General features: G+C 35.2%; 20 protein-coding genes. 10 read left to right on the top strand and 10 right to left on the bottom strand.

All coding sequences use genetic code 11. The features are described 5' to 3' along the window. Positions 1 to 12: 12 nt before the first annotated feature. Positions 13 to 3,216 (bottom strand): glycoside hydrolase family 3 N-terminal domain-containing protein, encoded by a 3,204-nt coding sequence (locus ACQUQZ_RS23105; protein WP_435357482.1) that lies wholly within the window; start codon positions 3,214 to 3,216, stop codon positions 13 to 15. Between the two features lie 155 nt (positions 3,217 to 3,371). On the opposite strand from ACQUQZ_RS23105, the gene ACQUQZ_RS23100 reads away from it, so the two are divergent. Together ACQUQZ_RS23100 and lon are read left to right on the top strand one after the other, a co-directional pair. Beyond that, positions 3,372 to 4,700: a rhamnogalacturonidase gene (locus ACQUQZ_RS23100; RefSeq protein WP_435357481.1), complete on the top strand. Its 1,329-nt coding sequence runs from the start codon at positions 3,372 to 3,374 to the stop codon at positions 4,698 to 4,700. A gap of 402 nt (positions 4,701 to 5,102) precedes the next feature. Further along, entirely contained in the window at positions 5,103 to 7,601 is a 2,499-nt protein-coding gene (gene lon / locus ACQUQZ_RS23095) for an endopeptidase La (RefSeq protein WP_435357480.1), read from the top strand. An 85-nt stretch (positions 7,602 to 7,686) separates the two neighbouring features. On the opposite strand, the gene ACQUQZ_RS23090 is transcribed toward lon, so the two are convergent. Beyond that, complete coding sequence (locus ACQUQZ_RS23090) at positions 7,687 to 9,315, bottom strand: amidohydrolase family protein (protein ID WP_435357479.1); 1,629 nt, start codon at positions 9,313 to 9,315, stop codon at positions 7,687 to 7,689. Between the two features lie 163 nt (positions 9,316 to 9,478). Between ACQUQZ_RS23090 and ACQUQZ_RS23085 the strand changes: the two genes are divergently transcribed. Next, positions 9,479 to 9,850, top strand: a complete 372-nt coding sequence (locus ACQUQZ_RS23085) for a DUF983 domain-containing protein (protein ID WP_435357478.1) — start codon at positions 9,479 to 9,481, stop codon at positions 9,848 to 9,850. Positions 9,851 to 9,854: 4 nt separating this feature from the next. On the opposite strand, the gene ACQUQZ_RS23080 is transcribed toward ACQUQZ_RS23085, so the two are convergent. Next, on the bottom strand, positions 9,855 to 10,715 hold the full coding sequence (locus tag ACQUQZ_RS23080) for a DUF481 domain-containing protein (protein ID WP_435357477.1): 861 nt from the start codon (positions 10,713 to 10,715) through the stop codon (positions 9,855 to 9,857). Positions 10,716 to 10,883: 168 nt separating this feature from the next. On the opposite strand from ACQUQZ_RS23080, the gene ACQUQZ_RS23075 reads away from it, so the two are divergent. Then, a complete protein-coding gene (locus ACQUQZ_RS23075; RefSeq protein WP_435357476.1) occupies positions 10,884 to 11,324 on the top strand; it encodes a small multi-drug export protein in 441 nt (146 codons plus the stop codon). On the opposite strand, the gene ACQUQZ_RS23070 is transcribed toward ACQUQZ_RS23075, so the two are convergent. From ACQUQZ_RS23070 to ACQUQZ_RS23045, 6 genes are all read right to left on the bottom strand, one after another. Beyond that, a complete protein-coding gene (locus ACQUQZ_RS23070) occupies positions 11,321 to 13,669 on the bottom strand; it encodes a beta-galactosidase (RefSeq protein ID WP_435357475.1) in 2,349 nt (782 codons plus the stop codon). The genes ACQUQZ_RS23075 and ACQUQZ_RS23070 overlap by 4 nt on opposite strands. Before the next feature lie 9 nt (positions 13,670 to 13,678). Continuing rightward, positions 13,679 to 15,592 (bottom strand): hypothetical protein, encoded by a 1,914-nt coding sequence (locus tag ACQUQZ_RS23065; RefSeq protein WP_435357474.1) that lies wholly within the window; start codon positions 15,590 to 15,592, stop codon positions 13,679 to 13,681. After that, positions 15,592 to 17,238, bottom strand: coding sequence for a hypothetical protein (locus tag ACQUQZ_RS23060; protein WP_435357473.1), 1,647 nt, complete (start codon positions 17,236 to 17,238; stop codon positions 15,592 to 15,594). The genes ACQUQZ_RS23065 and ACQUQZ_RS23060 overlap by 1 nt, the downstream gene beginning before the upstream one ends. A 25-nt stretch (positions 17,239 to 17,263) precedes the next feature. After that, a complete protein-coding gene (locus ACQUQZ_RS23055; RefSeq protein ID WP_435357472.1) occupies positions 17,264 to 17,998 on the bottom strand; it encodes a glycosyltransferase family 2 protein in 735 nt (244 codons plus the stop codon). A 193-nt stretch (positions 17,999 to 18,191) separates the two neighbouring features. Beyond that, on the bottom strand, positions 18,192 to 19,253 hold the full coding sequence (locus ACQUQZ_RS23050; protein ID WP_435357471.1) for an NAD-dependent epimerase/dehydratase family protein: 1,062 nt from the start codon (positions 19,251 to 19,253) through the stop codon (positions 18,192 to 18,194). 129 nt (positions 19,254 to 19,382) lie between these two features. Continuing rightward, entirely contained in the window at positions 19,383 to 19,616 is a 234-nt protein-coding gene (locus tag ACQUQZ_RS23045) for a hypothetical protein (RefSeq protein WP_435357470.1), read from the bottom strand. Positions 19,617 to 19,858: 242 nt separating this feature from the next. Here ACQUQZ_RS23045 and lhgO point away from each other — a divergent pair, with 242 nt between their 5' ends. The 6 genes from lhgO to ACQUQZ_RS23015 all read left to right on the top strand — a co-directional run bounded on the left by lhgO (position 19,859) and on the right by ACQUQZ_RS23015 (position 24,904). Continuing rightward, complete coding sequence (gene lhgO / locus ACQUQZ_RS23040) at positions 19,859 to 21,055, top strand: L-2-hydroxyglutarate oxidase (RefSeq protein ID WP_435357681.1); 1,197 nt, start codon at positions 19,859 to 19,861, stop codon at positions 21,053 to 21,055. Positions 21,056 to 21,185: 130 nt separating this feature from the next. Further along, positions 21,186 to 22,172, top strand: a complete 987-nt coding sequence (gene moaA / locus ACQUQZ_RS23035) for a GTP 3',8-cyclase MoaA (RefSeq protein WP_435357469.1) — start codon at positions 21,186 to 21,188, stop codon at positions 22,170 to 22,172. Between the two features lie 51 nt (positions 22,173 to 22,223). Beyond that, positions 22,224 to 22,727, top strand: a complete 504-nt coding sequence (locus ACQUQZ_RS23030) for a hypothetical protein (protein WP_435357468.1) — start codon at positions 22,224 to 22,226, stop codon at positions 22,725 to 22,727. Continuing rightward, a complete protein-coding gene (locus ACQUQZ_RS23025) occupies positions 22,724 to 22,882 on the top strand; it encodes a hypothetical protein (protein WP_435357467.1) in 159 nt (52 codons plus the stop codon). Before ACQUQZ_RS23030 ends, ACQUQZ_RS23025 begins: the two co-directional genes overlap by 4 nt. Before the next feature lie 108 nt (positions 22,883 to 22,990). Beyond that, positions 22,991 to 23,434 (top strand): peptidylprolyl isomerase, encoded by a 444-nt coding sequence (locus tag ACQUQZ_RS23020; RefSeq protein WP_435357466.1) that lies wholly within the window; start codon positions 22,991 to 22,993, stop codon positions 23,432 to 23,434. A 96-nt stretch (positions 23,435 to 23,530) separates the two neighbouring features. Next, positions 23,531 to 24,904, top strand: coding sequence for a protein-disulfide reductase DsbD family protein (locus tag ACQUQZ_RS23015; RefSeq protein WP_435357465.1), 1,374 nt, complete (start codon positions 23,531 to 23,533; stop codon positions 24,902 to 24,904). Positions 24,905 to 24,910: 6 nt separating this feature from the next. On the opposite strand, the gene aat is transcribed toward ACQUQZ_RS23015, so the two are convergent. Then, positions 24,911 to 25,525: a leucyl/phenylalanyl-tRNA--protein transferase gene (aat, locus tag ACQUQZ_RS23010; protein WP_435357464.1), complete on the bottom strand. Its 615-nt coding sequence runs from the start codon at positions 25,523 to 25,525 to the stop codon at positions 24,911 to 24,913. Between the last annotated feature and the right edge of the window lie 5 nt (positions 25,526 to 25,530).

Raw genomic sequence — 25,530 nt, 5'->3', positions numbered from 1 at the left:
AGTCTTTTTTCATTATTTCTTAATCACTTTATAAAGCTGCTCACCCAGTTCTGTTCTGATATTTAAGGTGCTTATTTTTACATTGTCACGAGTTGGGTAAACTCGATTACATAAAAATGTATAAACCAAATTATATTTTGGGTCAACCCAAACAAAAGTTCCGGTAAAGCCAGAATGTCCATAACTTTCGGGCGAAGCTGATTGCGGCCCATTTGATATTTTTGGATTGAAATCTAATTTATCAAAGGCAATGGCACGGCGATTTTTGAGTTCTGGGAATTGGTACTTCGTACATTTAGCAATCACTTCTGGTTTGATAAATTGTGTGCCGCCGTAGCTTCCTTTTTGTAAATACATTTGCATTAGCTTCGTCAAATCATTGACATTGCCAAAAAGTCCAGCATGTCCCGAAATGCCATTTAGCATAGCAGCACCTTCATCATGTACAAATCCATGAATCAATGTTTTTCTAAATAAAGTATCATGCTCTGAAGGTGCAATTTTATCTTTAGAATAAAAGCGTAAAGGATTGTAAGTCAAAGAGTTAGCTCCAATATTGCGGTATGTTTTCTTCAAATAATCTTCCCACGGCATACCCACCAAATTAGCGATAAAAGTTGGATAAGTATAATAATGCAAATCGCTATAAACATAACCTTGTTCGGGCTTCACAGGTGAGTTTTCGATGGCATCAAAAATCGTTTTTCTATAATCTTTATGCAGCCAAAGTGTATCGGCAACTTGCACTGAAAAATCGGCTGATTGTTTGGTGGAAAAGGTGTTTGGTTTCCAAACCATGGTGCTTGGAGAAAGACAATCTTTCCAAAGATTTTTATTTTCCTTAATGGCTTTAGCAAGCAGCAAATTATACTTTTTCTTGCTCATAAAAAGTTTCTTTTTGTATTGAGAAGCATATTTTTCTTTGAAAACAACACTGTTTTTTATAGTTTTTACGGAGTCTATGCAATCCACCCAAAAAGAAATCCAAGCTTTTAAGCCCGATTTATGCGTGAGCATATCACGGAAACGTAGGTTGGCTTTATTGCCATCGGCGAACTCTGGATAATAATCTTTGAAACTTTTATTTAAATCGAACTTGCCCTCACTCATCAATTGCATTACAGCTAATGCAGAAGTGCTTACCTTCGTAACAGAAGCAAGGTCGTAGAGGTCAGTTAGGCGGGCAGTACCTTTGGCTAATGTCGTTGTAGTGTTTGATTTGCTTGATATATTTGATTTTTTCACCGCTTCGTCCATTACATCATTTTTGTTATCTGACTTGAATTTCACCTCATTGCTTGTAGAAGAAGCATTGTTTGCAGCTTCATAAGTATGAAATCCAAAAGCTTTTTGATAAATCACACGACCATCTTTGGCAACTTCCATTGTTGCACCAGGATAGGCTTTTTCTCTGAGTCCGAGATTAATTACTGAGTCGATTCGGCGATTTAATTCAGCTCCATCAAGTCCAACCATTTCTGGAATTCCATAAGCCAATCGGCCAAGCGATTGGGTGTTTTCACCTTTTCCATATTTATAAATAGAGTTGATAGAAACAGGTAATTTTCCAACGATTGTAATTGCTCCAAAAATAGCTTGAGCAGCAGCATCTTCCATATAATTGGTTAGCTGATAAGCCATTACGATAGCTTTCGACTTTTCTAAATCTTCAAACTTATCAAGCGAGTAAGGATTCCCGAAGATTGTTGTGATGGCTTTTCCTGTATTGACAAGAGCTTTCAATGCTTTTTTATTGGCATCTGTAACGCCATATTTAGCGGCAGGACGAATATTATTAAGGTGTAGGCTTACCAAAATCAAATCATAATCTTTGGTTTGTTCCAAAACCTTATTGATGCTCGAATCTGCGGCATTTGGAGGAAGTAGAAAATGGCTGATTGTGGTATAGTTATCTGTCATTTTCTGAAAAGCCGTCGGTTGTATCGCATCAATCGAAACGCTAGCCATACGTTTAGTCAAATCTTTGATAGGCAGTATTTTATCATCATTTTTGACTAAAGTAATGCTTGCTTCTGCCAATTGACGATTCAATAAATCTGATTTCGTAGTGTTCAAATCAGCAATCAAATTGTTGATTTCTGTCGGGCGGTATTTATCAAGACCAACCCAAGATTTTGCCATTAATATTTTACGAACTCGAAAATCAATTTCTTCTATCGAAATCTCTTTGTTGGCAATGGCCGCTTTAATCGCTAAAATGGCTCCTCCTGCATCTTCAAAGGTTTCTAAAATATCATTTCCCGCTAAAACCGCTCGCACATTTGCCTGTCCTTTTGAGAAATATTTGATTGCACCTTCCATGTCCATTGCATCCGTAAAAGTCAAACCTTTGAAGTGCAAGTCTTTGCGTAAAATATCAGTAACGATTCTTTTAGAAAAAGTTGCTGCCAAATTCTTAGTAGTATCCAGTACTGGAACACTCAGGTGAGAAGTCATAATGCCACTTAAACCATTGTCTATCAGTTTTTTATAGGGGTAAAATTCAACTTCATCTAAGCGTTTACGGTCGTGCGGAATCAAGGGTAAATCAAAGTGCGAATCAACGCCTGTATCGCCGTGTCCTGGGAAATGTTTCGCCGAAGTAAGCAAATGTTCACTATTCATACCTTGCATATATGCGAGAGCTTTATTAGCTACATCTTCTTGGTTTTCACCAAACGAACGAAAATTGATAACCGGATTATTTGGATTAATATTGACATCAACCACAGGAGCATAATTGATATGAACACCCATTCGGCGGCATTGTTTTCCTACTTCAACACCCATTTCATATAGCAATTTCTCGTTGCCTTGCATGGCACCAAGCGTCATTTGATAAGGAAAACGAACTGTACTATCTAAACGCATTGCCAAGCCCCATTCTAAATCCATTCCAATGAGTAATGGCACTTTCGATAAAGCTTGCAATTCATTCACTATGCGGGCTTGTACCGTTGGCGGGGCGGCAAACATCACAATTCCGCCAATGCGATTATCGCTTACCCAACGTTTTAGTTTTTCAATATCATGAGGTTTGCCTGAAGTATTACCACGAGGCATAAGTAATTGACCAATTTTTTCGTCCAATGTTAAACTCGAAAAAACTGAGTCAACCCAACGTTTATTATAGTTTGTTAAAAAATCAGGCTCTTTTTGTGCAAAACTTGATAAAGTGTTGATAAGTAAGAGGAAAACAAGAAGTACTTTTTTCATTAATGCTTTGGGTTTGATGATTAGTGAACCGTTACTCAAAGTAAATAAAAAAACAGCAAAAAACCTGCGTTTAGTTAAAGCCGACAGTACAGGAATTTAAAATTCAAGAATTATCATATATTTACCCAGTAATTTGATAGCTCAAAAAAATAAGAATGAAAAAAATCTTTGTAATTTTCATCGGAATGTTCGTTTTAGTCGGACATGCTTTTGCCCAGAAAAAATCGGTTAATGTTTTCCCCGATGGTAGTGTGATGTCGAAGTGGTTTTCTGATTCGAGCAAAATAGCACTCAATCAATTAGGTAAACAATATGTTATTACAAGTTTTGGTGCAATACAAGATAGTACTGTGTTACAAACAGTCACTATTCAGCAAACGATTGATGAAGCTGCAAAAAATGGTGGTGGAGTAGTGATTATTCCAAAAGGGGTATATTTAAGCGGAGCTTTATTTTTTAAACCAAAAACCCATCTTTATCTTGCAGAAGGTGCTGTATTGAAAGGTTCTGATAATATTGCTGATTATCCAAAAATGCCTTCAAGAATGGAAGGGCAAAGTCTTGACTATTTTCCTGCTTTAGTGAATGCTTATCGAGTGAATGGCTTCACAATTTCAGGAAAAGGAACAATTGATGGAAATGGTTTACATTATTGGGAAGCTTTCTGGCAAAGAAGAAAAGAAAATCCTAATTGTACCAATCTTGAAGTTTCTCGACCACGTTTGGTATTTATTTGGCTATCAAATAATGTTCAGATTCAAGATGTAAAATTGCACAATTCTGGCTTTTGGACGAGTCATTACTACCAATGTAATTTTGTAAAGATTTTGGATGTACATATTTTTTCACCACATCAACCCGTGAAAGCTCCCAGTACTGATGCAATCGACCTTGATGTTTGCTCGAATGTGTTAATTAAAGGCTGTTATATGTCGGTCAATGATGATGCCATTGCTTTAAAAGGTGGCAAAGGTCCTTGGGCAGATTTGATTCCGAGTAATGGGGAAAATACGAATATTGTTATCGAAAATTGTGAGTTTGGTTTTTGTCATTCGGCTCTTACTTGCGGTAGCGAAGCCATTCATAATAAAAATATTATCATGCGAAATTGTTTTGTAAATGAAGCAACGAGGGTTTTATGGCTAAAAATGCGACCAGATACCCCGCAATTGTATGAATATATTTTGGTAGAAAATATCAAAGGTCAAGCCAATAGCCTCATTTATGTGAAGCCATGGACACAGTTTTTTGATTTGCAAGGTCGTAAAGACATTCCCCTTTCATATTCTGATCATATTACCTTGAAAAACATAGAATTGAAATGCAATGTTTTCTACGATGTTGCTATTACGGAGAATGACCGTTTATCGAATTTTAAATTTGAAAACCTTATAATCGAGACCAAAAATGCCTCAATCAATAAAGATATTGTAAATGGTTTTACCTTGAAAAATGTAAAGGTTAATAACTCCTTTGTGGAGTAGGTAATGGTTTAGTTTTTCTTCTGAGTAAATATAACATCTCATAAAAACCTGTAAGGTCTGAAAAGACGGGGTCACTCAAACCTTACAGGTTTTGACATAAAAAATAACCACTCAATAATATTTTCCTGCCAAACTGCCATGTTTATATGCTTGGCATGAGTATTGACCAATTAAATTCTCCAAGAAATATTTTGATTGTCAGAAACGTTTTGTACTTTCACTCTGACATTCTGGCAGATAGTAAGGCGACCCTTACTCATGAAATATTACGATAATTTACAACTAAGCAAAATTACACATCAATCAAATCCGTTATTAAAATTAGATAATAAAGACTCCTCTGATAATCAGCGAAATCAAAAGGTCAGTTTCAAATCAACGGTCAAATTATAAAGGGATATAATGAATAGAGATACATTCTCAAAACTCGTAATGGCAAGACAAGATGTTGAAAACGTTGAAATGATAGAAATTTCTTCGCCAGATGAAGTGATGGAAAACGAAGATAATCTGCCAACTGATTTGGCTTTATTATCTTTAAGAAATACCGTTTTATTTCCTGGAATTGTTATTCCTGTAACCGTAACACGGTCGAAATTTATTAAAATGGTAAAAAAAGCCTACCGAACCGACCGAACCGTCGGAGTGGTAGCACAAGTACGTCATACGCCCAATGAACCTACACCCGAAGACCTTTTTAAGGTAGGGACAATAGCTCATATTTTGAAAATGATTGTTTTGCCTGATGGTAATGTAACGGTTATTATTCAAGGACGTCGCCGTTTTGAAGTATTAGAATATACCCAAACCGAGCCTCATTTGAGTGCAAAAGTGAAGTATATTTCAGAAAACTTTCCCAATGTTCGCAAGAAAGAAGTTAAGGCTTTGATTCAAAGTTTAAAAGAGGCTGCCTACAAAATTTTGAATCTGAATCCTGATATTCCTCGTGATGCTCAAATGGCCATCAGTAATATTGATAGCCCAAGTTTCTTGACGCACTTCTTATCATCAAATCTAAATATTGAAATCAGCGAAAAACAATTGCTTTTAGAAACATTTGATGGGGGAGAGCAAGCCCACAAGCTACTCGAACACATGATGAAAGAAATTCAATTGTTGGAAATCAAAAGAGATATTCAGAGCAAAGCAAGCATTGATATTGACCAGCAACAACGTGAATACTATTTGCGTCAGCAAATAAAAGTTTTGCAAGAAGAGTTAGGTATGGAATCTCCTGACCAAGAGGTAGAGAAATTGCGTGCAAAAGGAGCAAAAAAGAAGTGGACTAAAGAAGCAAATGACCATTTTAATAAAGAATTAAACAAAATTTTACGCATGAATTCTATGGCTCCTGAATATGGTGTGTCGTTGAATTATGCGGAAACAATGGTCGATTTGCCTTGGAATGAATTCACAAAAGATAATTTTGATTTGAAGCGTGCCAAAAAAATTCTTGATACTGACCACGCAGGACTTGAAAAAGTAAAAGAGCGTATCATTGAGTATTTGGCAGTATTAAAGTTGAGAAGTGATATGAAAGCACCTATTTTGTGTCTTTATGGCCCTCCAGGTGTTGGAAAAACTTCTCTTGGAAAATCAATAGCCAAAGCTTTAGGTCGAAACTATGTCAGAATGTCTTTGGGTGGCTTGCATGATGAAGCAGAAATTAGAGGACACCGTAAAACATATATCGGTGCGATGCCAGGTAAATTGATTGTTAATCTTCAAAAGGCAAGATCATCCAATCCAGTGTTTGTTTTAGATGAGATTGATAAAATCAACCGTGACCACCGTGGCGACCCGTCTTCGGCACTGCTCGAAGTGCTTGACCCAGAGCAAAACAATGCTTTCAAAGATAATTACTTAGAAGTTGATTTCGATCTATCTAAAGTACTTTTTATAGCAACTGCCAACTCGCTTGATACTATTCAAGGGCCATTGCGAGATAGAATGGAAATCATTGAAATTTCTGGCTATACTGTTGAGGAAAAAATCGAAATAGCAAGAAAACACCTTTTTCCAAAGCAATTGGAGCAGCATGGAATCAAAGCAAAAGATTTGAAAATTGATGATAAGGCTATTCAAAAAGTAATTGAGGGCTATACTCGTGAGTCAGGCGTGCGTCGTTTGGAGCAACAAATAGGTTCATTGGTTAGAAAAATTGCAAAATCAATTGCAATGGAGGAAAGTTATCCTAAAACCATCAAAGCCGAACACGTAGAAAAGCTGCTCGGTGGTGTTATTTTTGATAGAGATTTGTATGAAGGAAATGATGTGCCAGGGGTTGTAACTGGTCTGGCTTGGACTTCGGTGGGTGGAGATATTCTTTTTATTGAGTCAAGTTTGAGTCGAGGGAAAGGACAAATTACTCTTTCTGGACAACTGGGCGATGTAATGAAAGAGTCGGCCATAACGGCACTTTCTTATCTAAAATCTCATGCTGATAATATTGGTATTGATTATAGAATTTTCCAAAATTATGATCTTCATGTACACGTTCCACAAGGAGCTGTACCAAAAGATGGTCCTTCGGCAGGAATTACCATGCTCACATCAATGGCTTCAATGTTTACGCAACGCAAGATTAAGCCAAATACAGCGATGACTGGAGAAATTACCCTTCGTGGGAAAGTACTTCCAGTAGGAGGAATAAAAGAGAAAATTTTAGCCGCCAAACGTGCAGGAATAAAAGACATTATTATGTGTTATAAAAACCGTAAAGATGTAGAAGAAGTTGGCGAGACTTATACACAAGGACTCACTTTCCACTATGTGGATTATGTAGAAGAAGTGCTTGAAATTGCTCTTTTAGATGAAAAAGTTAAAAATCCCTTGCATTTTATCTTGCCAGAAGAAAAGAAAGAAACACCAGTAGTACCTTTGGACGTTGTGCTGGTATAAGCCAAGTAATTTTACAGAAAATAAAAACCCCTCTAAATTCTTAAAAGTTTTAGAGGGGTTTTCATTTTATCCAATCTTTTTATTTTCAATGCTTCTCCGCTCCTTGTACTTTACTTGCTCCTTTTTGAGGAATACCAGGTTGTGTAATTTCAAAGTTTTCCTTCACTTTTGCATCAGCAACCATTTTACGAACATCGGCCAATAATTTCTTGGCATCATAAATTACCCCATCTTTTACAGTGTATTTTACACCACCAACTCTGGTTACTTCGTTTTTATCATTGACTTTTATAGCTCCTGTTCCGTAAAGAGTTTTAAGGTTTGCTAACGGATTTTCTTCAGTAATGACAAAATCAGCCAGTTTTCCTACTTCAACTGAGCCAATTTGGTCTGCCATGCCAAGTGCTTCTGCACCTTTGATAGTTGCCGCACGAATCACTTCTAAAGGATGAAAACCAGCTTCACGCAGCAATTCTAATTCACGAATATAAGCGAAACCATATAATTGATAAATAAAACCTGAATCAGAGCCAGTGGTTACTCTTCCGCCTTTGTTTTTATATTCATTCACAAAACGCATCCAAATGCGGTAGTTTTCTTTCCATGCTACTTCTTGTTCTGTTCCCCAATTGAGCCAATATGAGCCATGTGAAATGCGACTTGGTCCATAGAAACGCCATACGGCTGGCAATGTATATTCGTCGTGCCACTCAGCTCGTCTAGCAAGCATCAAATCTCGATTTGCTTCATAAATATTGAAAGTTGGGTCAAGTGTAAAATCAATTTTTATCAATTCATCCATCACTTGATTCCACTTTTCAGATCCAGGCTCGGCCGCTTGTTTCCACAACTTTCCTGCCTCTTCAAATCGATTTTGTTCATTATTATAATTATAATCAGCAGGATAATTTTGCAAAGTTCGCTCATCAAAAAGAGCTTCTGGCAAGCCATACCAGTGTTCCATGCTTGTGAGGCCTGCTTTTGCAGTTGCCAAAACATTCATACGAGCTACCTCTAATTGAGCGTGATGGCAAGCAGAGCGAAGCCCAATTTTTTTGTTTTCGTCTAAAGCTGCTCTAAAAACAGCAGGTTCAGCACCAAAAAACTTGATCCCATCAGCTCCTTTGGCAGCATTGTCTCGTACCCATTGACGAGCTTCATCTGGTGTTGTGATTGGTTTGTCGCTTCCCATGCCGAAAGCGGTATATGCCTTGATTCTTGGAGCTGTAATTTCATTTTTTTCGCTTTTGCGTTTTTGGTCAAGCGTCCATTCTAAACCATTTCCCGCAGAAGGGTCACGAATGGTAGTGATACCATGCCCCAGCCAAAGTTTGAATACATATTCGGCTGGTGTGCCTTGTTGTTTTCCTCCAATATGACCGTGCATATCAATAAAACCGGGCATTAGGTACATGCCTGTACAGTCGAGTTCTTTGTCGCCGTCATTCAATTTTGGGCGATTTTTTTGATCAATAGGTACACCAGGATAACCCACTTGCTTGATTTGAGCGATTTTGTTTTTTTCAATAACAATATCAACAGGGCCAACGGGTGGAGCTCCTGTACTGTTGATGAGCGTTACGCCCCGAATGATCGTACGATTGGCGTATTCGCCTTCGGCACGAGTAGGTGCTTTTTCGATTTGGGCAAATACAAATGTGGTAGCAAAGCTAAAGAGAACTTTAAGCCAAGGGCGTATAATTTTTTTAGACATGATATTTGACGGTTCGCCGCCGCGATAGTTTTTTAGCAAATTTAATCATCATTTACTTAATTCATAAAGTTTGAGTCATTTTTTAAAATATCTTAAAAAATATCCTTAGACTGGGATTATTTTGACGAAATTTGTACTTATCTTAGAAAACGTCTTTAAATTTATGAATACTGTAGAAGCCACCATAAAAATGAAATGCCCACGCTGCCACGAGGGTGATTTGTTTATAACAAAAAATCCTTTTTCTTGGAAAAAACTAACTAAAATGCACGAAAATTGCCCCAAATGTAATTTGAAGTATGAACGTGAAACTGGTTTTTTTTATGGAGCAATGTACATCAGTTCAATCATCAATATGATGATTTTTGTAGCCGCTACCATTGCTTATTATGTATATTTCGACGGGCGAGTTGATTGGCGAATTTATATTTGGGTGTATGTACTTTTCACGGTTTTGATAACCCCATTTATCTATCGACTTTCACGCTCTATTTGGTTAGCATTTTTTAATGATTATCAACCAAAAATAAAATAGAATGCTATTTCTTGCCTTCTAAGACTATTCCGAAAGTCCAGCGAAAATCATTGTTTTTTCTACCAGGAACAACGATGCTCTCATAAGAATTTTCCATCATACTACGAAAACTTACGTTTTTGGAAACTTGATAACGAAGAATCAAATTTCCATTCCATCGAAAATTCTTTTCGGTGATGCTGGGCTGTACATAAAGTGTGTGCGAGAGCGACATTTTCCCATTATCGAAGGTGTATTCGCCAAAAAGACGGGTAGAGTTTCGCCAAAGATTTCGGTCGGGAAATTTTTCATTGACAACAAAATCAGTCTTTTCATAGAGCAAAACATTGGTGACAGAAAGATAAATCGTTTTTTTCTGAACCAATTTATAACCAATCCCTCCCGCTCCAATAAAGCGATTGTTTATCTTTCGCAGATTACTCTGTTCATAAGAAGAAAATGCTAAATAATAGAAGCGTTTTTCATATAAAAAACTTGCTCTGAGGTCGGCAAAGGTTTCTCGTTCGGCCGCAACTTTATTTTGATTACCAAAAACGTAAGAAGGGCTACTTGATAGTTTGAATGTTTTGTGCAAATTCCAGTCTAAACTTGTGGCAAATTGAATCAACGCACGACTGACATTTCCCGAAGTAACAGTACCATCGGTAGAGAAACGGTAACGGAACTTAGCAGGTGTGGTATCTTTATCCTCTTCTTCTTCCTCTGAACCTTCTTCTTCCTCTTCTCCGCCTTCTTCCTCCTGAGCAGTACTATCTGCTTGCATCACTGGGTTATTTACAGGTTGAAGAGTATCGGCTGGTGTGTCTTGTGCTTGAGCAGTTAAGTAAAATGAAAAAATAAACAAAAGAAGTAATTTTAGTTTCATGTTTTAGGTTAGGTTATATTTATAAAATAAATTAGCCATTTAAACTCGAAAACGAGTACTTTAAATAGGTTTATGGCATAATGCAACAAAAGTTGTATTTCTTTGTTAATAAAACAAGCATTTCGAAAAAACAGTACTATCCACCAATAAAAAAAAGACTACAACAACATGAATTTTGCTAAATATATTTCAGTCATTGCAATAAGTATGCTCAAGTTTGCAGGAGGACCATTGACAGGTTTAGCTTTGCAATTAGGCTGGGTTGAAACAGCTATTTGTTCGGTAATAGGAATGATGCTAACAGTTTCATTAATTTTATTTTCAAGTGATTTTATACAAAAAATTTGGGTGAAATTCTTTCCTAAAAAGGAACAGGCTAAGAAATTTACTAAAATGAATCGTTTGGCAATAAAAACACGCAGAAAATTTGGCTTGATAGGCATTGCATTGCTTACACCTTTATTATTTACTCCCATCGGAGGTACTGCGATAGCAATGGCTTTCCGTTATGAAAAACGTGAAATTATTATTCAAATGTTTATAAGTGCCGTAGCTTGGGCGATCATACAAACATTGTTTTTTTATTTTGTGAAAGACTTGATTTTCTAAAGTTTAGATACCCTCACTCTTTTCAAAACCTCCCCATTTTTATTTACTTCTAAGATATAATTACCTGCTGGGATATCGACATGACCTAAATCAATGTAGGCGGTTTTTTCTACAATCGTAATAAAGTCTTTTTTTATTGCTTGCTTTTGGCCAGTCGATGTAAATAAAGCAAAATTTAAAAGCGTAAGGTCTTCACTATCAGGTAATTTGATATTGCAGATTTGTTCAAATGGATTGGGATAAATTCGCCAATCAGGCAGAATATTTTCAGCAGGATTGGTAGAGGCCGAAACAAAAAACTGAATGGTTTTTGAGGTAATAACCGAATCATTTTTATAGGCTTTGGCACTTAGTGTATAGGTTCCAACTGGAAATTTTAAACCTCGGCCTTCACCGAAAAGATTGTAAGGTATTCTATCAGAACTTCGGCTGAATTTATAAGGGCCAGTTAAATTAAAGATGAAATTTACAGAGTCCAAATTACATCGAGCCACAAAATTGACTTGTTCGGGCAAATGGTCTAAATATAAAGTGTTTTTATTATAAATCAGTCCTAAGCCTTGTATAGGGACATTGAAATAATCAGCTTTTATCAATTCAAAATCAATGATTGGTGGAACAATTTCGAGATAAATATTTGATTCAATGCTACCACCACTGTTGTCATAAACACGCAATTTTACTTTGTTTTTCCCTAAATACGGTGCTTTTCCATAGAAATTTAGCTCAAAACGATTAAAATTTACCCATGAAGGAGATTCCAAAACTTCGATAAAAGCAATAAAACCATCAGTATCATAATACAAGTTTTCAGGAATTCTAAATTGGAAACTTTGATTTACAACCAATTCTTTAGTATAATCCTTAATGTTTTCTTTAGGAAGTTGATTAGGTAAATTTGGGTTACTTGGTGTCGGCGGTGTTGGTGGTGGAGTAGGTGTAGTTGGTGTTGTCTCAACAATATCAGGTAATGGATTTTCAATTTTTTTGTTTTCTATAATTAAATCTTCCTCCAAAATAACTTTTATTCGCTTTTTTCCATTATCCGACTTTGTTTTCCAATCATTAATAACAAGCTCTCTACTGTCGGTCAATTGAGAAAGTCGATATGTTACTGAATCTGCAAAAACTACCGCAGGGCTTACTTTATCAATTGCCTTGACAGCTTCTTGAACGGCGGGAAGAATTTTTTCAAAATCGGCAGGATTGTCTGATTCTACACCAAGCATGATAAATTCACAGCCATATTCAACAGTACGTTGTACATATTTTTTTAAATCATCGGCCGTTTGGAGGTCAAAAAAAGCAACTTCGGTATAAAATTTTTGATTAGGTGCTAAATTACTAAAGGCGATATCTCCTTGAAAACCCTCACTTGAAGTTTTAACAATATCAGCTTTTTCAGAAAGGTTTTTAAAGCCAAATGTCGCTCTTAAAATTGTTAAGTCGTCGGCAACGCCCCCAAATTCACAGGCTACTTTATAAGTTGGCTCTACTGATTTGATAGATTCAATGATTTGGTCATAATAGTTTTTGAGCAGTAAATGCCGAAAAACATACCAATCTTTACCTCTACGCCCTCTAAAAGAATCTTGTGGTGTTCCCCAATTGACATAAGGCTCAACCTCAGTAAAATTCTTGTAACTTGTTCCCCAGTAGCTATTGAGGGTGCGTATGGTCGTATATTTTTCTTTTGCCCAATCTTTCCATTTTATCATCGACCATTTTGAATGATCAAATACAGCTTGGTATTCTCTTTCTGGCCATTGTTGGTTTTGAAACGCATATCCTAACTCCTGTTGTGGAGTATTGACAACCGTAATAAAAATGATTTTTCCAGCTTTTTGATAATTTTTGTAACGTTCGCATACTTCTTTGACAAAACTTTTTGCTTTTTCAATAGAAGGTTGGTGTGCAAAACTAAAATGATTATTGTCGTAATAATGTGTGAGCGGTTTTCCTTTAAAATCTTTTACCGACTCTTCTTCTTCCCAAAAACCCTTTGTGAGAGAGAAAGTTCGACCAAGATGAATACGTATGGCAACTTTTATTCCTAAATTATTGATTGCATGATTAATTTGATTATCAAGCTGTGCAAAGTTTGGCTTTGAATTGACTTGTGGATATACCCTATCCCACCAAACAGTGAGAAATGCAGCATTGCAACCAGCCGCAACCATTTTATTCATCACAGGAATAGCATGGTTAACCCCTGAATCTAAGTTGCCTATTCCTTGACAAACGTACCTCTTAGGAGTAGCGTTTTGGGCTTGTAAGCTATCTGCGAAAATGACAGAAAGTGTGAAGACAATATTTATACAAATCAATTTTTTTAACTCTTTCATTTTCCTTCGCTATTTCAGTTCATACCACTCCTCAAAAATATCAATTTTATTATCAAAACCTGTTTTTTTTCTTAAAATTTCATTGAAACGAATACTTTCAATACCTTTATTCTCAACGAAACCTTGCTCAAAGAATTGTTTAGCGTCTAGCACATTATCAATTTTTGAACCAACCACAAGACCCTTGCTCAACAAAATAGGAACCGTTCGATAATTAGTTTTTTTGTCGTTAGTAATAGTAAGCTCCATATTGAGATGTGGCGGTTGAAAAAACAAGTTTAGCAACTTACCAAACCAATTATAGCTTGTTTTTACTTTCAACAAACATAACATATCCTTTGTTTGAGCTGAATGATTTAATGGATATGTTTTTCCAAGTTCCCAAGTGTGCTTTGTTTGTTTAATCAATTTCAAAGTTTTGGTTACTTTTTTCTTGCTCAATAACAGATGATTATCCCATATTTTTACAGGTTCATATCTTTGTAAAAGTGCCAACAAAGTGAGTGTTTCATCGCCAATGGAGTATTTGCCATCGTTGTTTTCTATACTATAAATTACAAAAGCTGGGGCAGTATCTGATAGGTATTTTTCCTGATTCTTATTATCTAAATATTCGTTATACGCCTGATATGATTGCACTACAGGGCGTGGATTATAATTAAGATGATTTAGATAAATTTCTGAAACTTCATTGGGTACTAAATCAATAGTTTTATCACCGATTAACTCTAAGATCTCTTTTGGGTAGCTTGGGTTGTAAGACGGAGGTGTTTTTTTGAAAATAGACTTAAAGTATTCGGGTAAAATATAACTTTTGGTTCGTAAGTTATCAGCAATGGGAAAAGTTATTTTTCCATAAATAGGCTGATAAAATATAATATAACTTAATAAATTAAGCGAAACCAAAATCCAACCGCTTTGCTTGAGCCATTTTTCGTTACCAAAAGTAGCTATCAATAAAAAAGGAAAACAAGCACTTCGCACAAATGACATCAAATGAGCGTCATCGGCTCTTACAAACGCATATTTTAGTAAAACAAATGAACAAACGCCCGCACACCCCAACACAAAAAAAGAATCAAGTGTTGGTAAAGAAAAGTCTTTATTTTTAAGTTTTTGAACAATAAAACCTATCAAAAGAACCAAGAATAAAACAAAAACAACATAAGAAGAAGCAACAGCCCTTAGTCGGTCAGTCGGAAAAAGCGATTGTGATTCATTATAACCTTTGATAATCTCTACACTCGAATAAAAATAAGCCAACAGGTCAGTTTTTAATAAAAATGCTAAAGAAACCAACAGAAATATGCTTCCTAAAAGATATAATGAAAGATTGAGACGTGATAAGCGTTTAGAGAAAAAAGCATAAAACAAAAGCATAAAAACGAATCCCAAGGCAATCACACCATAATTGGCTTTGATATAAAAATTAATAACTCCCATGATAATCGCATGGAAAAGAAGCCATTGATTTTGTTTTTTAAGAAACAAAAGCCCAGAGAAAATACTGATAAAGAATAATATAAAACTCAACCATTCTCCATAAATGGAAGAAATAAGTAGAAAAAGGCCAAAATGTATAAGTAAATGATAAAATTTAAGCGGTTTTGGGAAAAAATGGTGGAGCAAAAAGCCAACATTTGTAAAACAAAAAATATCAAATAGAAACAGTTCAAAATTACTTGTTTCAATGGCAATTCGCTGCGTAAGTCGGCCAAGTGGACCATAAGTATAGATAATATCTTTTCCAAAAACCAAGCCTTTTTGGTAGGCCATTTCTAAAGCAATACGCCAAGAATTATCAATTCCAGGACTTGGTGGTTCGGAAATTCGATAAAAAGGAAATAATAAAACTATCAGAAATAAAAGATAGGCAAGTTTAAGCCAAAAGCTATTGATTTGCCAACACAGTATTTTTTTCATTAAAATTTAGCCGTTTCTATAATCGTGAACTTTTGTGAGTCAAGCACAAGATTTGTAGCATACAATTGAGCTTTTCGATTATTTTGTTTGACAAGCATTACTTTATAAAAATCATCAGGCAGACAGCCCTTAGTAATGGTCATTTCAAAACCTTCTTTTAATAGTTTTTTTGTTTGTAAAAAACCACCAATAGTATTTCTTTTATGAAAAACAGGTAGAAATAGTTGTGTGCCTTTGCCATTTTCTAAAGTGATAAACAAAGAATTATCATCAGGATTTCCTTCAATAGAACCTTCATCGGCATATAAATGAACTATTTCATCGTTTAGTTTTTCAGCCTTTAAATTGAAAATTTGCTTAGTTTTTTCAATTTGACTAGGGTCGAAATTTGGCTTAGGGATTTGGTAAGATTGCTCTTTTTCTAAAGTTTTTAGTGTTTCATCAAAATAAACTCGATAATAGCAACCACTCAAATTTGTACCACCAAAACGATAATTGACAGGAATCAGCCAACGTTGTTGGTAAGAGTAAACAAAATTTGGGTATTCAACATAATATGAATAACAAAAATACCCAATTGATAAGCTAAGAATGGCAGGATATACAATTCTTTGAAAATTGAATTTAATAATAAGAGGTATGCTGAAAAGATAAATACTTATCCATAACATTTGTGTATAAATACGATAACGGTCTGAAAAAGCAGAGGATACCACATCTCTATAAACCGCAATGCCTACAAAAGTACCTAAGCAGAAAAGACTTATGCCTAATGTAAGTAAATAGTAAGTGCGTTCTTTTTCATTCAACTTTCCAAATAATATGCGTAAACCTGCAATGATTATGCAAATTGTTATACTCATACCCAATAACATAATCATCAAATCTTTAGACGAAACTTTGATAATTGAGCCACATAAAAGAAAGAATCCTTTGATGATTTGTGGTAGTGGACTTGGCTCTTGATAATAATGATTATTGAGCAATATTAATTTGACCAAGATAAATGTTGCACTTACAATAAGTCCATCTTTCCATCTTTTTTCAAATAATAAAATAGCGATCACGATAATGAAGCCCAAAAGCCCATTTCCGCTGCAAACACTTGTGCAGATGATTAAAAATATACCGCCGAAGAATCGAGGCGAGGAGTTTTTGTGTAGAATACAGCCATACAAGCCCCAAAAGTATAAACCCATAATGGCATTATGCTGAAAGGCACACAATGCCCAAAGAGCATTTTCATGAATATAAAGTGAAAATATGATATATGGAATGGGTATAAGCCAAATCCAAGAAAGTTTGACAATGCGTAGCTGGCGAAAGAAATAAAAAATACTCGATAATAAGATGAGATTTCCAATCAAGGCAATGATTTTGAAATTATAATCTTGAAAAATAGCATGATACGCCCATAAAAAAAACCTAAAAACGGTAATAGGATGCTCATTATGAGCCATAATAAAAGTAGAAAACTTTTCTCGAAATGTTAGAGCTTTAGGTAAGTCAACAGCTAAAGTATGAACAATACCCAAATCATCTTCAAAGGGAATATTTAAAGCGAATCGAAAGAAAAAGACAAAGAATATAACAAGCGGTAATGAAAATAAAGCAATCAGGAACCAAGTTTTGGATTTGTAAATCATAGTATTTTTTGATAATAGATTTGCTTTATTTCTTCATATAATCTCCTCGTGAGAAGGATTTTTCAACAAAACAATACATTAGGATAAAGAAATAACGACTACCCATTTCTTTGATTTTTAGTTTTGACTCGCCATACTTTCGATTTGTCCAGCTATTTGGTACAACGGTATAAGAATAGCCACGGACAATAGTTTTAAGAGGAAGTTCAACCGTCAAGTTGAAATGAGGTGAAAGAAATGGTTTTAAACCTTCCATCGTTTCACGTTTGTAAAGTTTGAAAGCATTGGTGGTATCATCATATTTGATTCCAATGACTAACTTGATTATAAAGTTGGCGACTCTATTAATGAATTTTTTTACAGCAGGATAATCAATAACTTTTCCACCTTTTACCCAACGACTTCCAAAAACAGCATCCACGTTTTCAGCAAGCATTGTTTTGTAATATTTTACCAAATCTTCGGGGTCATCAGACATATCTGCCATAAATACAGCTACGCAATCGCCAGAAAAACGCTCTAAACCATAACGAACAGCATATCCAAAGCCATTTGGCCCCTTATTTGTTTCAAAAACTAAGCTTGGGATTTCTTTTTGTAATTCTTGTAAAACACCCAAAGTGTTGTCTTTTGAGTTATCGTTTGTTACCCATATTTCGTGTGGAATATCGTATTTTTTTAAAGTACTATATAAACTTCTAAGGGTTTCAGAAATACTTTCTTCCTCATTATAGGCAGGAATAACAACACTTAATTTCATTGATTGATATTTTCAAAAATTAATAAACCAAGATGATAATAAAAACACAAAAATACATAAAATCTCTGAGTAGCTATGTGTAATGTGAGGTTTTATTGGAAATTAGGCTATATTTATAAATACTTTACCCCTTCAACGGCAACTTTTTGAGCCATTAAAGGGGTAAAATTTAGCTTTAAACTTAGGTATTTACTTAAACTCTTTTGCTGATATTATCATACATTTGAGTAAGTGTTGTCTTTAAATCATATTTCCAAGTCCAATCAGGATAATGGCCTTTAAATTTAGAAAGGTCAGAAATATACCAAATATGGTCGCCACTACGGTTATCTTCGGCGTAGCTGAAACTCATCTTATTTCCAGTAATTTCTTCACAAATCGCAATTCCTTCTTGCATAGAGCAGTTAGAAAAACGTCCACCACCAGCATTATAAACCTCACCTGGGCGAGGATTTTGATAAAAATGCCAGAACATATTTACTAAATCCCAGCTATGGATATTGTCACGTACTTGTTTTCCTTTGTAACCAAAAATTGTATAGTGGTTGCCAGTAATCGCACATTTCATTAAGTATGCCAAGAAACCATGTAATTGAGCTCCCGAATGATTAGGGCCAGTTAAACATCCACCACGGAAAACGGCTGTTTTCATGCCAAAATATCTGCCGTATTCTTGTACCATTACATCGGCAGCTACTTTTGATGCTCCAAAAACAGAGTGTTTTGAGTGGTCAATCGACATCAATTCATCAATCCCATGCTCGTAGTACGCATGATTTGGGTCAATCTCCCAACGAGTTTCTAATTCTACTAAAGGTAAATAGTTTGGCGTATCGCCGTAAACTTTATTGGTAGAAGTAAAAATAAAAACAGCTTCAGGGCAATACTGACGAGTCATTTCGAGCATTACGAGTGTGCCGTTTGCATTTACTGTAAAATCAGTGAATGGCTCACGTGCAGCCCAGTCATGGCTTGGTTGAGCGGCAGTATGCACTACCATTTTAATATCTGTACCGTATTCAGCGAAGATTTTCCCGATTTCAACTTCCGAACGAATATCTGCTTTATAGTGCTTATAATTACTAAATTTTTCTTCTAAACCTTTACGATTCCAATCAGTAGAAGCTTCTGCACCAAAAAAATAAGAACGAAGATTATTGTCGATGCCTATAACTAAATCGAATTTTTCGGCAAAAAAAGCCACTGATTCACTTCCAATCAAACCCGCAGATCCTGTTACTAATGCTATATTCATGTGATAGATTTACAATTTATGGTTTTGTTTTATAAAAGCTTATTAAAAATAAAAAATAGGCAAATTACAGTAAACGAGACATTTGACTGCCATGGTGAACTGTAAGCTGCCTACTTTGAACTTTTGCAATTAAGCTCCTTTTCCTGATAGTTTTTCACGAATAGCATTCGTGCGATTTTCTAGGTCAGGATTTGCCGTATATTTATTTTTTAATTGACGTGCAGCTGAATCTGGGCTTACACCATAAACCCACTCATCGCCTTTGCGAACGTCTTTTTGCTCAATAACATTATTTTTTTGGTAGTCGCACGAAGCCAACGAAACCGCTGCTACTGCAAATAATAAAACACTAAACTTTTTCATGTCCGAATGTTGTCGTTAAATTTGCACAAATTTAAGTTTGGTAATTCAAAATGCCAAGAAAAATTGTACTTTTTAAATGAATATGGCTTCTAGCAGATGGCAATTAGCAATTAGCAATTAGCTTTTTATTAAAAATGTTAACTTTTTCTGAAAATTGTGTTTAGTATAAAAACCATTTTGGCTAAACGGAACGCCGCTAAAAGCTAACCGCTATCAGCCAATAGCAAAAAAATGAAAATATGATTTACGATGTAACTGTCATTGGTGGTGGAATTGTTGGCTTGGCAACGGCCTTACGCATTAAGGAACAAAACCCAAATTTGAAATTACTTATTATTGAAAAGGAAGATGTAGTTGCTAAACATCAAACTGGCCATAACAGTGGTGTTATTCACTCTGGTCTTTATTATAAGCCAGGTAGTTTGAAAGCCACCAATTGTATCAAAGGCTATGATATGTTGCTTGATTTTTGCAAAAAAGAAGAAATCAAGTATGACCTCTGTGGAAAAATTGTGGTGGCAACACAACCTGAGCAAATTCCAATTTTGGATGGGCTTTTCGAGCGAGGCAAACAAAATGGTTTAGATGGCTTCAAAATGTTGAATGCCGAACAAATCAAAGAATACGAACCACACGTAAAAGGTTTGAAAGGCTTTTTTGTACCACAAACTGGAATCATTGACTATACTGATGTTTGCAAAAAATATTTAGCCAATACACAAAAATTAGGTGGTGAAATTGCTTTTGGGGAAAGAGTAGTAGGTATTAGTTCAAAAAATGATATTTCCATCATTCAAACTTCTAAGCATACTTACGAAACAAAATTAGTGGTCAACTGTGCTGGACTCTATTCTGATAAAGTGGGTCAAATGACAGATACAAGGGCAAATAACCTTAGAATTACACCATTCAGAGGCGAATATTTTGAAATAAAGCCAGAAAAACAATATCTTGTTAAAAACTTGATTTATCCAGTTCCAGACCCAAATTTCCCATTCTTGGGTGTGCATTTTACTCGTATGATTCATGGTGGGATAGAAGCTGGGCCAAATGCAGTTTTAGCGTTTAGAAGAGAGGGATACAAAAAACTAGACATTCATTTTGGTGAATTATTTGAAACACTTGCTTGGCCAGGATTTAGAAAAGTGGCTGCCAAATATTGGCAAACAGGTTTAGGTGAAATGTATCGGTCATTTTCAAAAGCAGCTTTTACAAAAGCCTTACAAGAGTTAATTCCTGAAATTCAGTCAGATGACCTTGTGGCTGGTGCAGCAGGCGTAAGAGCTCAGGCCTGCGACCGTGAGGGCGGGCTTTTAGATGATTTTGCTATTTTTGAAAACCAACAAGCGATTAATGTTTGTAACGCACCGTCACCAGCAGCCACTTCATCACTTTCGATTGGGCAAACTGTCAGTGAATTGGTTTTGAAACGTTTTTAATGATTTTTTTAAAATTGTAATTTAAGAAAAGTGTTGATAATCAGTTTTTTAGCATTATCAATGATTCATTTTACATTATTCATTAACTTATTTTTCGCTTTCTTTGTTACCTTAAAAAAGAATTCTCACAATGCTTATAGATAATCACGGCAGACCCATTAATTATTTACGATTGGCAGTAACCGATCGCTGTAATTTGCGTTGTTTTTACTGTATGCCCGAAGAAGGAATTCAGTATTTACCCAAGCCACATTTATTGAGCTACGAAGAAATGATTCGTTTGGTCAGTATTTTGGCAGAAATGGGTATTTCTAAAGTCAGGATTACTGGTGGAGAGCCATTTGTAAGAAGAGATATTATTCCTTTTTTATGGAAATTATCAGAAATCGAAGGAATAAATAAAATAAACATTACTACTAATGGTGTATTAACTGCCCCCTTAGTACCAGAGTTAAAGAAAATTGGGGTAAGTTCAGTTAATTTAAGTTTGGATTCACTCGACCGCCAACGTTTTTTTGAAATTACTCGTCGTGATGAATTTCCGAAAGTTTGGGAAACTTTAGAAGCTTTGTTGGCACATGATATTCCAGTAAAAATTAATACGGTAGTAGTGACTGGAAAAAATGACGAGGATATTTTGTCGATGGTTGAGTTGGCTCGCAATCAAAATGTTTCGGTCAGATTTATTGAAGAAATGCCTTTTAATGGTGCAGGTTTACGTCCCGAACAATTAGAGTTTTGGAGCTATCACCGAATCATAGATTTGATACGCTCTGTTTATCCCGACCTATATAAATTGCAAGATGAAGCAAATTCTACTTCTTACAATTACCAAATTCCGAACTTTAAAGGTTCGATAGGCGTTATTGCTGCTTTTAGTAGAACTTTTTGTGGTACTTGTAATCGTATTAGAGTTACCCCTACGGGCGTTTTCAAAACTTGCTTATACGACGATGGCGTTTTCAACGTTCGAGATTTCATGCGTCAGAAACTTTCTAATGAAGAGATTAAAGACTTGATTTATAAGGCTTTACAAAACCGAGCAAAGGATGGTTTTGAAGCAGAAAGTCGCCGAACAAGTTTAGTAACGGAGTCAATGACGACGATTGGAGGATAAATTAATAAGTGAAGAGAGTTAAAATTTATTAAAAAATGACTAAATTTGGTTATGTTAAACATCGAAATAGATAAGCTAACAAACTCAATCATAAATGCCATAACGGGGGATATTTTTGATACAGAAGTACTCGCAGCTAATTTACAAGATATTAAAACAACCAAAAAAGGGTGGCATTTTGATTGGGAAAAAGAATCTTCAAAAGGGAAAGTACATAAATTAGTAATTGAAGGAAATCCAAATATTGTACAAGGTTTGATTAGTTTAATTGACCAAAAAGATAATATTTATATTTCATTGGTAGAAAATGCACCTTATAACATCGGTACAAATAAAGTTTATGAAGGTGTAGCTGGTAATTTGTTCGCTTTTGCTTGTAAAGTTGCTTTTGAGAAAGGATACGAAGGCTATATTTCATTCCATGCCAAAACAGAACTCGTTCAACATTATATGAAATCGTTAGGAGCAAAATCTATCAATTCTCAATTGATGTATATTGATACAAGAGAAGCAACTATTTTAGTAAATCGCTATTTTAAAAATTTTGAGATATGAAAATTGTAAAAGAACCCAAAGGTGTCGTATTTACTGTAACAGGTCAGGGGCTAAACGAAACTGAAAAATCGCAACTTTCCGAAATAATTAAAAATGAAAAAAAAGAAAGTAAAAAATTAAATGTTTCTAAGCAAAAAGAATTGGTTTTTGCTTAGTGAAATACAATATTTTCAACTTATTTAATGAAAGATCAGGAAGGTTTCTCTTGCAAAAAAGAAATTTTAAACAAAATAATAATATTACCAAATTTCAAATAAAACAATATGTTAAAGGCAGAAATGATTACCGATAAGGGCACAATGCTTATCGAATTTTATGAGCAAGATGCTCCTATTGCAGTCAACAATTTTATTACATTAGCTAAAAAAGGTTTTTACGATGGTTTGATTTTTCATCGTGTGATTCCTAATTTCATGATTCAAGGTGGTGACCCAACTGGTACGGGTGCTGGAGGCCCAGGCTATACTATTCCATGTGAATTGACGGGAAATAATCAATACCATGATAAGGGCGTTCTTTCAATGGCTCATCGTGGACGCAATACTGGTGGTTCACAGTTTTTCATTTGCCATAATCGTTCCAATACACAACATTTAGACCGTAATCATACTTGCTTTGGTAAAGTAGTTGAAGGACTAGATGTAGTTGATGAGATTCGTCAAGGAGATAAAATCCATAAAATAAACGTAATTGAAGAAGTAGCTTAATATTTGGCAAAACTTTTGTAAAAAACTGCTTGAAATGAAATATTTTCAAGCAGTTTTTTGTTCATTAAAAGTACACTTAACCAGAAACACAGTTTTATGCAAGAAAGTACCTCTCTTCTCGGTTTTCTTTTAACCGCTTTTTTGGCGGGTTTTGCTTCTATTTTTATGCCTTGTATCTATCCGATTATGCCTATGACGGTAAGCTTTTTTACGAAACAATCGCAAGGCACAAGTAAGGCAACTTTTTATGGATTATCAATCATGTTAGTTTTTGGCTTGATTGGCTTGGTTGCCACCGTTTTTGGGGCTCCATTTCTTAATTTTATTAGTACTCACTGGATTCCTAATCTGATATTTTTTGTCATTTTTATCATCTTTGGTATTTCACTTTTGGGAGCTTTCGAGATAGTGTTGCCACATAATGTGGTTAATAATATTGATAGAATGTCGGAGCGAGGAGGACTTGTTGGTATTTTCTTTATGGCACTTACGCTTGTTGTTGTTTCATTTTCTTGTACTGCCCCTTTTGTTGGCTCTTTGCTAATTATAGCAGCAAAAGGCGAAGTTTGGCGGCCACTTTGGGGTATGTTGGCATTTGGATTACCTTTTGGCATTGTTTTTACTTCGCTTGCTTTGTTTCCGCAATGGTTAAAAAGTTTGCCCAAATCAGGTGGTTGGATGAATGAAATGAAAGCAGTTTTTGGAATTTTAGAATTTGCTTTGGCCCTCAAATTTTTGAGTAATATTGACCTGACTTATCACTTTAATTATATTTCTCGCAACCTTTTCTTGGGTATTTGGATAATCATTTTTGCAGCAATCGGCCTTTATATTCTTGGAATTATTCGTTTACCAAAAGACACGAAAGTGAAAAAATATAATTTTCAACGAATCGGGTTTTCAGCAGTATTTTTTGCTCTTGCTGCCTACATGATTCCAGGAATTGTTCAAGGAAAAGAATTGAGCTTGCTGTCAGGAATTTTACCTCCTAAGACTTTAAGTGCTGTGGTTGCCGATGGGTCAAAACTAAGAGCTTTACCACATGACCTTCAAGGTTTTTATGATTATGATGATGCTTTGGCTTACTCAAAAGAAGTAGGAAAACCACTTTTTATTGATTTTACAGGTTATGCTTGTGCCAATTGCCGTAAGATGGAAGAAAATGTTTGGTCAAAACCAGATGTTTTAGAAAAATTAAAAAATGATTTTGTGATAGCTTCTTTGTATGTCGATGACAAAAAAGATCTGCCTAAAGAAAAGCAATATACATCCAAATATGATGATGAATTGAAAACGACAGTTGGAGATAAAAATATGGATATTGAAATTACTAAGTATAATAACAATGCTCAGCCTTATTATATTATTGAAGATGCTACGGGAAAATCTATTGTAAAACAACCAATTGGCTACTCTTCAAAAGAAGATTTTATTAAGTTTTTAGACGAAGGCTTGAAAAATTATAAGTAATAGCCCTTAATTAAATAGGTGTTCAACTTCTAATTCAGTAAAACGAGCTTTTTTGGTGGTAGCTTTTTTGAGAAGATTTAAATATTGAAACTTTGGGATTTCAATTGCACCGAAACGCCTTACATTATCATTGATGAATTGTGTATCAAGCAGTTGGAATCCCTGATGTTTTAGTATTTGTATGAGATGGTGAAATGCAACTTTCGAGGCATTAGGTTCTGTATAAAACATAGATTCGCCAAAAAAAGCAGCACCTATCGAAACACCATACAGACCACCAACAAGTTTATCATTTAAGTATGCTTCTACACTATGAGCAAATCCCATTTTGCTTAAACCAGTGTAAGCATCAATGATTTCTTCGGAAATCCACGTGTCTTCTGAATCATGCCGAGCAACAGCACAACCACGCATCACACCTTCAAAATTATGGTTAATTCGTACTTCGAAAAGCTGTTTATTCAATATTGGGCGAAGCGACTTTGGTGGTTTATAGGTCTCTATTGGGATAACCGCACGTGGGTCGGGTGAGTACCAATATAGTGTTCCATCCGAATCAGCCATCGGAAAGATGCCATTTATATAACCGTAAATTAAATCGTCAGGACTGAGTGTTGTCATTAATA

This window comes from Emticicia sp. SJ17W-69 (genome assembly GCF_051209875.1).
Lineage (GTDB): Bacteria > Bacteroidota > Bacteroidia > Cytophagales > Spirosomataceae > Emticicia.
Note: the sequence above shows the minus strand (reverse complement) of the source record. Positions and strands in the feature narration are given on the sequence as shown.

Excerpts from the sequence above, each read along its gene's own strand:
- ACQUQZ_RS23045 (WP_435357470.1), bottom strand. The coding sequence starts at position 19,616 with ATGAAAAAGTTTAGTGTTTTATTATTTGCAGTAGCAGCGGTTTCGTTG.
- ACQUQZ_RS23085 (WP_435357478.1), top strand. The coding sequence starts at position 9,479 with ATGAATACTGTAGAAGCCACCATAAAAATGAAATGCCCACGCTGCCAC.
- ACQUQZ_RS23065 (WP_435357474.1), bottom strand. The coding sequence starts at position 15,592 with ATGAAAAAAATACTGTGTTGGCAAATCAATAGCTTTTGGCTTAAACTT.
- ACQUQZ_RS23020 (WP_435357466.1), top strand. The coding sequence starts at position 22,991 with ATGTTAAAGGCAGAAATGATTACCGATAAGGGCACAATGCTTATCGAA.
- moaA (WP_435357469.1), top strand. The coding sequence starts at position 21,186 with ATGCTTATAGATAATCACGGCAGACCCATTAATTATTTACGATTGGCA.
- ACQUQZ_RS23050 (WP_435357471.1), bottom strand. The coding sequence starts at position 19,253 with ATGAATATAGCATTAGTAACAGGATCTGCGGGTTTGATTGGAAGTGAA.
- ACQUQZ_RS23090 (WP_435357479.1), bottom strand. The coding sequence starts at position 9,315 with ATGTCTAAAAAAATTATACGCCCTTGGCTTAAAGTTCTCTTTAGCTTT.
- ACQUQZ_RS23075 (WP_435357476.1), top strand. The coding sequence starts at position 10,884 with ATGAATTTTGCTAAATATATTTCAGTCATTGCAATAAGTATGCTCAAG.
- ACQUQZ_RS23030 (WP_435357468.1), top strand. The coding sequence starts at position 22,224 with ATGTTAAACATCGAAATAGATAAGCTAACAAACTCAATCATAAATGCC.
- ACQUQZ_RS23105 (WP_435357482.1), bottom strand. The coding sequence starts at position 3,216 with ATGAAAAAAGTACTTCTTGTTTTCCTCTTACTTATCAACACTTTATCA.
- ACQUQZ_RS23015 (WP_435357465.1), top strand. The coding sequence starts at position 23,531 with ATGCAAGAAAGTACCTCTCTTCTCGGTTTTCTTTTAACCGCTTTTTTG.
- ACQUQZ_RS23080 (WP_435357477.1), bottom strand. The coding sequence starts at position 10,715 with ATGAAACTAAAATTACTTCTTTTGTTTATTTTTTCATTTTACTTAACT.
- lon (WP_435357480.1), top strand. The coding sequence starts at position 5,103 with ATGAATAGAGATACATTCTCAAAACTCGTAATGGCAAGACAAGATGTT.
- ACQUQZ_RS23060 (WP_435357473.1), bottom strand. The coding sequence starts at position 17,238 with ATGATTTACAAATCCAAAACTTGGTTCCTGATTGCTTTATTTTCATTA.
- aat (WP_435357464.1), bottom strand. The coding sequence starts at position 25,525 with ATGACAACACTCAGTCCTGACGATTTAATTTACGGTTATATAAATGGC.
- ACQUQZ_RS23055 (WP_435357472.1), bottom strand. The coding sequence starts at position 17,998 with ATGAAATTAAGTGTTGTTATTCCTGCCTATAATGAGGAAGAAAGTATT.
- ACQUQZ_RS23100 (WP_435357481.1), top strand. The coding sequence starts at position 3,372 with ATGAAAAAAATCTTTGTAATTTTCATCGGAATGTTCGTTTTAGTCGGA.
- ACQUQZ_RS23025 (WP_435357467.1), top strand. The coding sequence starts at position 22,724 with ATGAAAATTGTAAAAGAACCCAAAGGTGTCGTATTTACTGTAACAGGT.
- ACQUQZ_RS23070 (WP_435357475.1), bottom strand. The coding sequence starts at position 13,669 with ATGAAAGAGTTAAAAAAATTGATTTGTATAAATATTGTCTTCACACTT.